11 protein-coding genes are annotated in these 11,397 nt (G+C 67.3%); all 11 read right to left on the bottom strand.

Annotation, left to right across the window (positions count from 1 at the left end):
* Nucleotides 1–17: 17 nt before the first annotated feature.
* The 11 genes from pnp to PKA16_RS11685 all read right to left on the bottom strand — a co-directional run bounded on the left by pnp (nt 18) and on the right by PKA16_RS11685 (nt 11,066).
* Nucleotides 18–2,216, bottom strand: coding sequence for a polyribonucleotide nucleotidyltransferase (gene pnp, locus PKA16_RS11635; protein ID WP_324403391.1), 2,199 nt, complete (start codon nt 2,214–2,216; stop codon nt 18–20).
* Nucleotides 2,217–2,435: 219 nt separating this feature from the next.
* Nucleotides 2,436–2,702 (bottom strand): 30S ribosomal protein S15, encoded by a 267-nt coding sequence (rpsO, locus tag PKA16_RS11640; protein ID WP_324403392.1) that lies wholly within the window; start codon nt 2,700–2,702, stop codon nt 2,436–2,438.
* A gap of 102 nt (nt 2,703–2,804) precedes the next feature.
* The gene (locus tag PKA16_RS11645) at nt 2,805–3,515 is read right to left on the bottom strand and encodes an ABC transporter ATP-binding protein (protein WP_324403393.1); all 711 of its coding nucleotides are present in this window, start codon (nt 3,513–3,515) and stop codon (nt 2,805–2,807) included.
* Nucleotides 3,512–4,282, bottom strand: a complete 771-nt coding sequence (locus PKA16_RS11650) for an ABC transporter ATP-binding protein (protein ID WP_324403394.1) — start codon at nt 4,280–4,282, stop codon at nt 3,512–3,514. The genes PKA16_RS11645 and PKA16_RS11650 overlap by 4 nt, the downstream gene beginning before the upstream one ends.
* Nucleotides 4,283–4,286: 4 nt before the next feature.
* Nucleotides 4,287–5,279, bottom strand: a complete 993-nt coding sequence (locus PKA16_RS11655) for a branched-chain amino acid ABC transporter permease (RefSeq protein WP_324403395.1) — start codon at nt 5,277–5,279, stop codon at nt 4,287–4,289.
* Nucleotides 5,276–6,196 carry a branched-chain amino acid ABC transporter permease gene (locus tag PKA16_RS11660; RefSeq protein ID WP_324403396.1) on the bottom strand — a complete coding sequence of 307 codons (921 nt, stop codon included), beginning with the start codon at nt 6,194–6,196 and terminating at the stop codon, nt 5,276–5,278. The genes PKA16_RS11655 and PKA16_RS11660 overlap by 4 nt, the downstream gene beginning before the upstream one ends.
* 36 nt (nt 6,197–6,232) lie before the next feature.
* Entirely contained in the window at nt 6,233–7,399 is a 1,167-nt protein-coding gene (locus PKA16_RS11665; RefSeq protein WP_324403397.1) for an ABC transporter substrate-binding protein, read from the bottom strand.
* 92 nt (nt 7,400–7,491) lie between these two features.
* Nucleotides 7,492–8,508: an amidohydrolase family protein gene (locus PKA16_RS11670; RefSeq protein ID WP_324403398.1), complete on the bottom strand. Its 1,017-nt coding sequence runs from the start codon at nt 8,506–8,508 to the stop codon at nt 7,492–7,494.
* Nucleotides 8,509–8,522: 14 nt separating this feature from the next.
* Nucleotides 8,523–9,086 carry a 3-hydroxyanthranilate 3,4-dioxygenase gene (gene nbaC, locus PKA16_RS11675; protein ID WP_324403399.1) on the bottom strand — a complete coding sequence of 188 codons (564 nt, stop codon included), beginning with the start codon at nt 9,084–9,086 and terminating at the stop codon, nt 8,523–8,525.
* Between the two features lie 25 nt (nt 9,087–9,111).
* Nucleotides 9,112–9,555 carry a RidA family protein gene (locus tag PKA16_RS11680; RefSeq protein ID WP_324403400.1) on the bottom strand — a complete coding sequence of 148 codons (444 nt, stop codon included), beginning with the start codon at nt 9,553–9,555 and terminating at the stop codon, nt 9,112–9,114.
* Between the two features lie 2 nt (nt 9,556–9,557).
* The gene (locus PKA16_RS11685; RefSeq protein WP_324403402.1) at nt 9,558–11,066 is read right to left on the bottom strand and encodes a 2-hydroxymuconic semialdehyde dehydrogenase; all 1,509 of its coding nucleotides are present in this window, start codon (nt 11,064–11,066) and stop codon (nt 9,558–9,560) included.
* Between the last annotated feature and the right edge of the window lie 331 nt (nt 11,067–11,397).

Genomic DNA, 11,397 nt, shown 5'->3' on the forward strand with positions numbered 1-11,397 from the left:
AACGGCAGCGAACCCGCTCACTCCTGGGGCGAGGCCGGCGGCGTGGCTTCGGCTTCGGCGGCCTCGGCCCGCTCGGGGCGCGGCGCGCGCGGCTCCCGAGGCTCGCGCGCCGGACGGTCCAGCAAGGCCTTCATGGACAGCTTGATGCGCCCCTTGTCGTCGGTTTCGAGCACCTTCACCCTGACCACCTGCCCTTCCTGCAGGTAGTCACTCACCTTCTCGACGCGCTCGTGCGCGATCTGGCTGATGTGCAGCAGGCCGTCCTTGCCCGGCAGGATGTTGACCAGGGCGCCGAAATCGAGAATCTTGGTCACCGGGCCCTCGTAGACGTGGCCGACTTCGGCTTCGGCGGTGATCTCCTCGATGCGGCGGATCGCCTCGTCGGCCTTGGCCGCCTCGTTGCTGGCGATGGTGATGGTGCCGTCCTCGGCGATGTCGATGGTGGTGCCGGTCTCCTCGGTGAGCGCGCGGATGGTGGCGCCGCCCTTGCCGATCACGTCGCGGATCTTCTCCGGGTTGATTTTCAGGGTGTAGAGCTTGGGCGCCCAGGAGCTGATCTCGGTGCGCGCCTCGCCCATGGCTTCCTGCATCTTGGAGAGGATGTGCATGCGCGCCTCCTTGGCCTGCGCCAGCGCAACCTGCATGATCTCCTGGGTGATGCCCTGGATCTTGATGTCCATCTGCAGCGCGGTGATGCCGCTGGTGGTACCGGCGACCTTGAAGTCCATGTCGCCCAGGTGGTCCTCGTCGCCCAGGATGTCGGTCAGGACGGCGAAGCGGTTGTCTTCCTTGATCAGGCCCATGGCGATGCCGGCCACGTGCGCCTTCATCGGCACGCCGGCGTCCATCAGCGACAGGCAGCCGCCGCACACCGAGGCCATCGACGACGAGCCGTTGGATTCGGTGATCTCGCTGACCACGCGGATGGTGTAGGGGAACTCGTCGCGCGCCGGCAGCAGCGGGATCAGCGCGCGCTTGGCCAGGCGACCGTGGCCGATCTCACGGCGCTTGGTCGAGCCCATGCGGCCCGCTTCGCCGGTGGCAAAGGGCGGCATGTTGTAGTGAAACAGGAAGTGATCCTCGTACTCGCCGGCCAGCGCGTCGATGCGCTGGGCGTCGCGGTCGGTGCCCAGGGTGGTGAGCACCAGCGCCTGCGTCTCGCCACGCGTGAACAGGGCCGAGCCGTGCGTGCGGGGCAGCACGCTGGTGCGGATCTCGATGGGCCGCACGGTGCGCGTGTCGCGGCCGTCGATGCGCGGCTCGCCGGCCAGGATCTGGCCGCGCACGATGTGCGCCTCGTTCTCGAACAGCAGGTTGTCGACCTTGACCGGGTCGAACGCGATGCCTTCTTCGCTCAGCGCCTGCTTGACCGCCGCGTAGGCTTCGCGCAGCGCCTGCGTGCGCGCCTGCTTGCTGCGGATCTGGTAGGCGGCGCGCAGCTTCGGCTCGGCCAGGGCGCCGACCTTCCCGATGAAGGCCTCGTCCTTGGCCTCGGGCGCCCAGGCTCCGGTTTCGGTCCAGAGCGGCTTGCCGGCGTCGCGGGCCAGCTCGTGGATGGCGTTGATGGCGATCTTGCCCTGCTCGTGCCCGAACACCACGGCACCCAGCATCACCTCCTCCGACAGCTGGTAGGCCTCGGACTCGACCATCAGCACGGCACTCTCGGTGCCCGCGACCACCAGGTCAAGCTGGCTGTCCTTGCGCGCGGTCGGGCCCGGATTGAGCACGTACTCCCCACCCACGTAGCCGACGCGCGCGGCGCCGATCGGGCCGTTGAACGGGATGCCGGAGATGGTCAGCGCGGCGCTGACCCCGATCATGGCCGCGATGTCGGCATCGACCTCGGGGTTGAGCGAGACGGTGTGGATGACGACGTGCACCTCGTTGAAGAAGCCATCCGGGAACAGCGGGCGGATCGGGCGGTCGATCAGGCGGCTGGTCAGCGTCTCCAGCTCGCTCGGCTTGGCCTCGCGCTTGAAGAAGCTGCCCGGGATCTTGCCGGCGGCGTAGGTCTTCTCGATGTAGTCCACGGTGAGCGGGAAGAAGTCCTGCCCCGGCTTGGCGGTCTTGGACGCCACCACGGTGGCCAGGACCACGGTGCCGTCGATGTCCACCAGCACCGCGCCGCTGGCCTGGCGCGCGATCTCCCCGGTTTCCATGACGACGGTCTTGTCGCCCCACTGGAAGCTCTTGGTGACCTTGTTGAAAATGCTCATGTCTGCTCCTTTTCTTGCAGCTGATTGCGCAGGCTGAGCCTGCACGGGAGCCCGATCCTGTTCAGAACACGATGCCATTCCAGCAAGCCGCTGCGCGCCGCGCAACGCGCCTCGTGGAATGACACAGCTTCGCCCTGAACGTCGGCACTCCGGGGTTCAAAAAACGAAAACGCCTGAGCCGTGCCGGGCCTCAGGCGTTCGCATGCGCCATGGCTCGGCTTACTTGCGCAGGCCCAGCTTGGCGATCAGGGCCAGGTAGCGGTCGGCGTCCTTGCCCTTGAGGTAGTCCAGCAGCTTGCGCCGGCGGCTCACCATGCGCAGCAGGCCGCGGCGGCCATGGTGGTCCTTGCCGTGTTGCTGGAAGTGGGGCGTGAGCTCGTTGATGCGGGCCGTCAGGATGGCCACCTGCACTTCGGGGCTGCCGGTGTCGCCCGCGGCGCGCGCGTTGTCCTGGACCACGGCGGCCTTGCTCTCCTTGGAGATCATCGAAATTTCCTTGTTCCAAATGGTTTGACTTGCGTGGCGCGCCGGAACTGCACGCCACGTGCGTCTTGCGAATTGCAAAACCGATTGATTATAGCCGCGCGCTCATGCCGACAGGTAGCGCCGCGCGATCCCGCGGTCGGCGCGCAGCTCGGCCGAGCTGCCGCTCCAGGCCACCCTGCCCTTTTCCACCACGTGGTGGCGTTCGGCCAGTTCGAGCAGGGGCGCCAGGTTCTTGTCGACGATCAGGATCGCCATGCCCTCGGACTTGATCTGCTCCAGCGCCGACCAGATCTCGCGCCGAACGAGGGGCGAGAGGCCCTCGGTGGCCTCGTCCAGGATCAGCAACTCGGGGTTGGTCATGAGCGCGCGGCCGATGGCCAGCATCTGCTGCTCGCCGCCGGAGAGCTGGTTGCCGAAGTTGCCGGCCCGCTCGGCCAGGCGCGGAAACAGCCGATGCACCCGCTCCAGCGTCCAGGGCGAGCTGCCGCGCAGGCGCGCCGTGGCGACCAGGTTCTCGTGCACGGTGAGGTTGGGAAACACCTGGCGGCCCTCGGGTACCAGCCCCAGGCCGAGCCGTGCGATTGCGTGCGGCGAGCGGCCCCGGATGTCCTGCCCCTTCCAGCGCACGACGCCGCCCAGCGGCGTGATCAGGCCCATCAGGCTCTTGATGGTGGTGGTCTTGCCCATGCCGTTGCGGCCCAGCAGCGTTGAGCAGCTCCCGGCGTCGACGCGCAGCGCCATGCCGAACAGCACCTGGCTCTTGCCGTAGCCCGATTCCAGGCCCTCGACCGCGAGCAATGGGGTCGCGCTCACGCCGGTATCTCCTCGTCGCCCAGGTAGGCCTCGCGTACCACGGCGCTGTCACGCACCTCGCCCGGGCTGCCGCTGTAGACGACCTTTCCGTACACCAGCACGCTGCAGCGCGTGGCCAGCGAAAACACGGCGTGCATGTCGTGCTCGACCAGCAGGATGGCGTAGCGCCCACCCAGCTCCTGCAGCAGCTCGATCATCTCCTGCGTCTCGGCCGGCCCGAGGCCGGCCATCGGCTCGTCCAGCAGCAGCACCTTGGGCTCGATCGCCAGCGTCATCGCCAGTTCGAGCTGGCGCTGCTGGCCGTAGGACAGCAGGCCCGCGACCCGTGACTGCACGCCTTGCAGGCGCACGCGCTCGATCCAGCGCTCGGCCGCCGCCACCAGTTCGGCGTCGCGCGTGACGGGACGCCAGAAGCGGAAGTTGTGGCCGCGCTGGGACTGCACCGCCAGCAGCACGTTCTCCAGCACCGTGAACTCGGGGATCACCGAAGTGATCTGGTAGGAGCGTCCCAGGCCGGCGCGCGCGCGGGCGTTCACGCTCCAGTTCGTGACGTCGACACCGGCCAGCTCGATGCGTCCTTCGTTGCTGCGGATCTCGCCGGCGATCTGGCCGATCAGCGTGGTCTTGCCGGCACCGTTGGGGCCAATGATGGCATGCACCTCGCCCTGCGCGAGCTCGAGGTCGACGTGGTCGGTCACCAGCAGCGCGCCATAGCGCTTGACCAGGCCGTGCAGCGCCAGCAGGGGACGGGTGGATGGAGCGCTCACGGCCTCATTCCTCGCGTCCACCGGGCAGCAGGCCCCACAGGCCACGGCGCAGCGCCACGACGATCAGCAGGACCAGCGGGCCGAACACGATCGGCCAGTGCTCGGTCCAGAGCTTGAGCACCTCCTCCAGCAGCAGCAGCGCCACGGCACCCACCACCGGGCCGAACACCGTGCCGACGCCGCCAAGCACGACCATCACGATCAGCTCGCCCGACACCATCCAGTTCATGTAGGCGGGCGAGACGAAACCCGCCAGGTTGGCCAGGAAGAAGCCGGCCAGCGCGCACACCAGCGCCGACAGCACGTAGGCCACGAGCTGGTAGCCCAGCGGCCCGGTGCCAACCGCGCGCACGCGCCGCTCGTTCACACGGGCCGCGCGCAGCACCAGGCCGAAGCGCGACTGCACCAGGCGCAGCGTGCCGTAGACCGCCAGCGCCAGCGCCGCCAGCAAGGCGTAGTAGAGGGCTGTCGGGCTGCCCGTGAGCGGCCCGAAGCCGCTCGGCGCGGCCAGCGACATGCCGTCGTCACCACCATAGGCGCGCAGGCTGACGAACAGGAAGTAGAACAACTGCGCCAGAGCCAGCGTGATCATGATGAAGGCCAGGCCATGCGTGCGCAGCGAAATCCAGCCCACTACCGCGGCGATCAGGACCACCGTGACCAGCAGCACCCCCAGTTGCAGCCAGCCGTTGACCCAGCCGATACTGCCGCAGATCAGGACCACGTAGGCGCCCAGGCCGATGTACATGGCATGCCCGAAGCTCACCATGCCACCGTAGCCCAGCGCCAGGTTCAGCCCGACGGCGGCCAGCGCGAACACCAGGATGCGGCTGGCCAGCACCACCGCGTACGAATGCCCGGCGAGGCTGCCATACAGGGGCAGCAGCAAAGCGACCAGCGCCAGCATGCCGACCACCAGTGCCGGCCAGGCGCTGCGGCGCACCGCGGGCGGCACCAGTGCCGCGCAGGCGGCGGGATCCTGGCTCGGCTCGTTCATGTGTAGCGCACCGGAAACAGGCCTTCCGGCTTGAGCGCCAGCACGGCAGCCATCAGGATGTAGACGCCGACGGAAGCCAGTGCCGGCCCCACGGCCGACGCCACGCTCGGATTGAAAACCATCATCAGCACGCCCGGCAGCACGCCGCGCCCCAGGGTGTCGACCACGCCGACGATCAGCGCGCCATAGAGCGCGCCGCGGATCGAACCGATGCCGCCGATCACGATCACCACCAGGGTCAGGATCAGCACCGGCTCGCCCATGCCGGGCTGAATCGACAGGATCGGCCCCACCATGGCGCCGGCCAGACCGGCCAGCGCGCCGCCCAGGGCAAACACGAAGGTGGTGAGCCAGCCGATGTTGACGCCCAGCGCCGACACCATGGCGCGGTTGCTGGCGCCGGCGCGGATCAGCATGCCGATACGCGTGCGGTCGATCAGCCAGTGCAGGCCCAGCGCCACGGCAATGCCGGCCACGATGATGGCGGCGCGGTAGGAAGGATAGTTGAAGCCGAGCAGCTCGAAGGGTTCGGACAAAGCCGGCGGCGTGTCCATGAACAGCGGCGCGCTGCCGAAAAGCATGCGCGCCGCCTCGTTGGCAAACAGCACGATGCCGAAGGTGGCGAGCACCTGGTCCAGGTGCGGGCGGTGGTGCAGCGCGGCCAGCGCCAGGCGGTCGAGCAGCACCGAGATCACGAACAGGCCGAGCACGCCGGCCACCACCGCCAACACGAAGGAACCCGTGTGCGCGAAGGTGATGGCCGCCAGGTAGGCGCCGCCCATGTAGAGCGAGCCGTGCGCCAGGTTGATGAAGCTCATGATGCCCAGCACCAGGGTCAGCCCCGCCGCCATCAGGAACAGCAGCACGCCGAACTGCAGGCCGTTGAGCAGTTGGGTGAACAGGAATTCGATGCTCATGGCCCGCCTCGCACGCGCCCTCGCGCCGTCAGCCGCTTACTTGGGCTTGCACTGGGAAGCGTAGGCGTCCACGTAGGACTTCAGCGGCGTTGCGATGGTCTTCAGTGAAACGCGGTCCTGCGCGTCCTTGGCCACCTCGTAGACATGTTCGTCCTGCACCGGAAAGCCATTGGCGCCGATCTTGAAGTTGGTGCGCACGCTGTCGAACCGGGCCTCGTGCAGTGCCTTCAGGAAGGCGGGGCGATCGCCAGCCTTGCCGCCCGTCGCCTGCAGCGCGCTGCCGATCAGATGCGCCGAATCGTAGGCCTGCGCCGCGTACTGCGAAGGGATGCGCTGGTACTTGGCCTCGAAGGCCTTGACGAAGTCGGCGTTGGCCTGACCCGGCAGATCGGGCCCCCAGGGGCCGCCGGCCAGCACGCCCAGCGCGGCGGCACCGATCGCCGGCAGCGTCGTGCCGTCGACCGTGCTGACGGTGAGCAGCGGCACCTTCTTGAGCAGGCCCGACTGGTTCATCTGCTTGATGAAGTTGACCCCCATGCCGCCGGGGAAGAACGCGAAGATCGCATCGGGCTGCAGTGCCTGCACCTGGGCGATCTCGGCCGAGTAGTCGGGCTGATTGAGCTGGGTAAAGACCTCGGCCACCACCGGGCCCTTGTAGAAGCGCTTGAAGCCCACCACCTGGTCCTTGCCAGACTGGTAGTTTGGCGCCATCAGCATCATCTTCTTGTAGCCCTTGTCGACCGCATACTGCCCCAGCACCTCGGCCTGGTTGTCGTTCTGGTAGGAGGCGAACACGAAGTTGGCGCGGCACTGATCGCCCGCCAGCGGCGCAGGCCCCGCGTTGCTGCCGACAAAGGGCACGCCCGAGTCACCGAGCGGCTTGGCGATCGCCATCATGACGTTGGAGAAGGTCAGGCCCGCCACCACGTCGACCTTTTCGCTTTCGGTCAGCTTCTTGACAAGCTGCACGCCCAGGTCGGGCTTGAGCTGGTCGTCTTCCTTGACGATCTGCACCGCCACGCCGCCCAGCTTGCCGCCGCCCTGCTCGACGGCGAGCATGAAGCCGTCGTACTGGTCCTGGCCCAGCGCCGCGGCCGGGCCCGACATGGTGGCCATGAAGCCGATCTTGACGTCCGCCGTGGCGTAGCCGGCCATCAGGGATAGCGCGGCGGCGGCGATGAGCTTGCGCGTGAGAAATCGCATGGATGTGTCTCCAGACATGAGGTTGTGGCAGGTAGTTTAATTATAGATTGTTTAAGCTTGAATTATGGAAAACCCTTGCTTTGAATCCTGGATCATTGCTGATCGGGCGCCCGATCATCGAGGGCGAAAAACGCGCGAGCATTGTCACTCAGGATCTGGCGCCTTTGTGCCTCGTCCAGGAAGTTCGCACCGCGCACCAGCTCGCCCACCTGCTGCTCGCCCAGCGGAAACGGGTAGTCGGAGCCCAGCATCACGCGCTCGATGCCCATCACGCCGATGAGCAGGTCGAGAGCGCGCAGGTCAAAGGTGATCGCGTCGGTGTGGAAGCGATGGGCGTATTCGGATGGCAGACGCGGGCAGTCCTGGCGCACGATGTCGCGGTGCTTCCAGGCGTTGTCGACCCGGCCCAGCACCCAGGCAAAGCTGCCGCCGCCATGGGCAAAGCAGATCTTGAGCGACTCGGGGATGCGCTCGAGCGCGCCCGACAGGATCAGCGAGAGCATGCCGAGCTGGGTCTCGGCCGGCATGGCGACCAGCCAGGGCAGCATCCACTGGCGCATGCGGTTGCCGCCGGTCATCATGTCCCAGGGATGGACGAAGACCGGAATGCCTTCATTCGCGCAATGAACCAGGAAGTCGACCAGGTCCGGGTGGTCGAGGTCCTTCTCGCCCACGTGGTTGCCGATCTGCACGCCGACGCAGCCGGCCGCCATGGCGCGCGAGGCCTCGACGCAGGCCAGGCGGGTGTCCTGCAGCGGCACCTGCGCCAGCGCCTTCAGCCGGGTCGGGTGTGCGCCACAGAAGGCGAGCGCCTTGTCGTTCATCTGCGCCGCCCAGTCGGCGGCGCGCGCCGCCTCCCAGGCGTAGCCGAACATGACAGGCGTGGCGCAGACGACCTGCACGTCGATGCCCTGCGCGTCGAGTTCACGCACGCGAAAGTCGGGGTCCCACAGCGCCTGGTAGACCGGGCGGAACGGCTGGTCGCCGACCATGATCTGGCCGGTCGTGCCGCTGGCATCCACCCGCAACCAGGGCGCACGCCGGGGCTCGACGGCCAGGGCCTCCTGCTGGCTGATGCGCGGCAGGAAGTGCGAGTGCATGTCGATCATGGCCGTCCCCGGTCTCAGGCGTTGGCCGCGCGAATCGCGTGCCAGGCGGCGTAGTCGCGGCCCGGGTGCACGGTGCCGCAGTGCTTGCAGGTGCGCTCGGCGTCGCTGAGGGCATAGAACACCTCGTAGGTGGCCGGCAGGTCGGCCACCAGGTCCTTCAGTTCCATCGAGGCGCTCCAGACCAGGCCGGCGCACTTGGGGCAATACCAGCTCAGCGTGTCGATCGCGCCGGCCGGGCGCTTGAGCTCGACCAGGAAGCACAGGCCGTTCGGGTCCGGGCGCTGGGGCGAGTGCTGGAGGTTGGGCTCCATCAGCCAGACGTCGCCCTCCTTCAGGTCGATGCGGTCGAACTTGCCCCGGTCCCAGATGTTCAGGTAGGCGCTGCCGCGGATCTGGTAGAAGATTTCCTCGGTCGGGTTGGTGTGGAAGTCGGTGCGCGTGTTGCCACCACCAACCATGTTGATGATGTAGTTCCCGTCGGGGAACAGGGCCGCGTTGTTGACCGGCGGGCAGAGCTTGCTGCGGTTGGCGTCGACCCAGCCCATCAGATTGAACGGGGCGCCGTACTTCGTTTCCATGGTGCGTCTCCTTGTGGATTGACCCTCAGGCGGGTCGGGGTGAAAAAGCGGTCGCCTTGATCTCGATCAGCAGGTGCGGATGTGGCAGCTGGTGCACTGCCACCGTCGTGCGCGAGGGACCGTCGTAGTCGAAATACTCGGCCCAGATTTCGTTGTAGCCACCGAAGTCGTTCATGTTGACCAGGAATACCTGAGTCTCGACCAGGTCGGACAGATCAGCGCCCTCGCTCTTCAGGATGTCGCGGATGTTTTCAATGACCGCGCGCGTCTGGGCCCGGATGTCGAGTTGGGTCACGCCCAGCGCATCCACCTCGACGCCGACGAAGGTGTTGTCGGGTCGGCGCGAACTCGTGCCCGAAACAAAGAGGAAATCGCCGGCGCGCTTGATGTGTGGAAATCGCCCGCGCGGCGTGGCCTTGCCCGCCACCACACCGGTTTTGCCCGATCCAGACGGTTTGCGTGTTGCCATGTTCAGACCTTGATGCAGATGTTGGTGGTTTCAGAATAGAAGTCGAGCGACCAGCGCCCACCCTCGCGGCCCATGCCCGACAGCCTGGTGCCGCCAAACGGCGTGCGCAGATCGCGCGAGAACCAGGTGTTGACCCAGGTGATGCCGACGTGCAGCCGGGGCGCAACGCGGTGCGCGCGCGACAGGTTGGTGGTCCAGACGGTGGCAGCCAGGCCGTAGTCGCTGTCGTTGGCGCGGCGCACGGCCTCGTCCTCGCTGTCGAAGGGCGCGATGTGGCAGACCGGGCCGAACACTTCCTCGCGCACGCAGCGCGCGCTGTCGGGCAAGCCGGTCCAGATCGTCGGCTGCACGAAGGCACCCTGGTCGCGCGCGTCGCCGAACTGCGGCACGCCGCCGCCGGTCAGCACGGTGGCGCCCTCCTCCACCGCGAGCTTGAAGTAGGACAGCACCTTGTCGCGGTGCTCGCGCGAGATCAGCGAGCCCATGTCGACGCCCGGTTCGTCGGGCCAGCCGATCCGCATCGACTCGGCCCTGGCCTTGATGGCGGCCAGGAAACGCTCATAGATCGGCCGCTCGACGAACACGCGCTCGGGGCACAGGCAGACCTGGCCGGTATTGGTGAACAGCGCGCGCGCCAGGCCATTGACGGTGGCTTCGAAATCGCAGTCGGCAAAGATGATGGCGGCGTTCTTGCCGCCGAGTTCGAAGGAAACCTCCTTCACGCCATCGGCCACGGCCTTCATGATGGCGGCGCCGGTGCGCGACTCGCCGGTGAAGGTGACGGCGTCGACGCCCGGGTGCGTGGTCAACGCCTCGCCGGCCGAGCCGGGACCGAAGCCGTGCACGACGTTGAAGACGCCCGGCGGCACGCCGGCCTCGTGGAAGGCCTCGGCGATCAGCACCGCCGACGACGGCGTTTCCTCCGAGGGCTTGCAGATGATGGCGTTGCCGCAGATCAGCGCCGGCGCCGCCTTCCAGGTCAGCGAGAGGATCGGCAGGTTCCAGGGCGAGATGCTGACGATGACGCCCAGCGGCTTGCGCTTGGTGTAGTTGATGAGCTGGGTGCCGTCGGGCAGGTGGGTTTCGAAGAACTCGCCGTGCGCGTGCTTGCCCAGGTCGGCGAAGGTGCGGAAGTTGGCGATGCCGCGGTAGACGTCGAGCTTGCGTGCCTGCTCGACCGGCCGGCCGGTGTCGGCGACCTCGGCGGCGAGGAACTCCTCGAAGCGCCGCTCGATCACGTCGGCCACGCGGTGCAGCGCGGCGGCGCGCTCCTCCACCGTCGAACGGCCCCAGGGTCCTTCTTCGAGCGCCCTGCGCGCGGCGCGCACGGCGCGGTCCACCAGGGCGGCGTCGGCCTCGTGCACCTTGCCGAGCAGGCGGCCGTCGATCGGACTGATGTTGTCGAACTGCCGTTCGGTTTCGACGAATTGGCCGTCGACGTAGTTGCGCAGGGCGTCCAGCGTCGGCGGCAGCGTGAAGGAACGGGCCAAGACAGTCTCCTCTCGAATCATGGACAGCGATGCCATGAAGTCTAGGAAGCGACGCCTGGAAAGACCAGCGAATTCGAGTTGCCGATCTATAACCCGATGGAATATTTGAACCGACGCGGGGAACCCGCCCGACCGGGCTAGTCCGCTGAAACATTGAAATGGGCGGTGAGGGGCGTCCGAGACGGGAGGCGATGCAAGGCACAAAGCGCAGCAACAGCCGTTGCTGTTGCGAGCATTTGCAACGCCGCAGCGTGCCCGTATCGGGTGCACAGCACCGATCCGGTTTCAGTGTTTCAGTGGACTAGTCTTACTGTGTCATAGACGCAATCTTGCGTTTATGCGCAGGCAGCAC

It is taken from the genome of Ottowia sp. (genome assembly GCF_035325765.1).
GTDB lineage: Bacteria > Pseudomonadota > Gammaproteobacteria > Burkholderiales > Burkholderiaceae_C > Ottowia.

What these genes read in the sequence shown, in the direction of transcription:
- rpsO (WP_324403392.1), bottom strand. Translation starts at nt 2,702, where the DNA reads ATGATCTCCAAGGAGAGCAAGGCCGCCGTGGTCCAGGACAACGCGCGC.
- PKA16_RS11655 (WP_324403395.1), bottom strand. Translation starts at nt 5,279, where the DNA reads ATGAACGAGCCGAGCCAGGATCCCGCCGCCTGCGCGGCACTGGTGCCG.
- nbaC (WP_324403399.1), bottom strand. Translation starts at nt 9,086, where the DNA reads ATGGAAACGAAGTACGGCGCCCCGTTCAATCTGATGGGCTGGGTCGAC.
- PKA16_RS11680 (WP_324403400.1), bottom strand. Translation starts at nt 9,555, where the DNA reads ATGGCAACACGCAAACCGTCTGGATCGGGCAAAACCGGTGTGGTGGCG.
- PKA16_RS11665 (WP_324403397.1), bottom strand. Translation starts at nt 7,399, where the DNA reads ATGCGATTTCTCACGCGCAAGCTCATCGCCGCCGCCGCGCTATCCCTG.
- PKA16_RS11685 (WP_324403402.1), bottom strand. Translation starts at nt 11,066, where the DNA reads ATGATTCGAGAGGAGACTGTCTTGGCCCGTTCCTTCACGCTGCCGCCG.
- PKA16_RS11660 (WP_324403396.1), bottom strand. Translation starts at nt 6,196, where the DNA reads ATGAGCATCGAATTCCTGTTCACCCAACTGCTCAACGGCCTGCAGTTC.
- pnp (WP_324403391.1), bottom strand. Translation starts at nt 2,216, where the DNA reads ATGAGCATTTTCAACAAGGTCACCAAGAGCTTCCAGTGGGGCGACAAG.
- PKA16_RS11670 (WP_324403398.1), bottom strand. Translation starts at nt 8,508, where the DNA reads ATGATCGACATGCACTCGCACTTCCTGCCGCGCATCAGCCAGCAGGAG.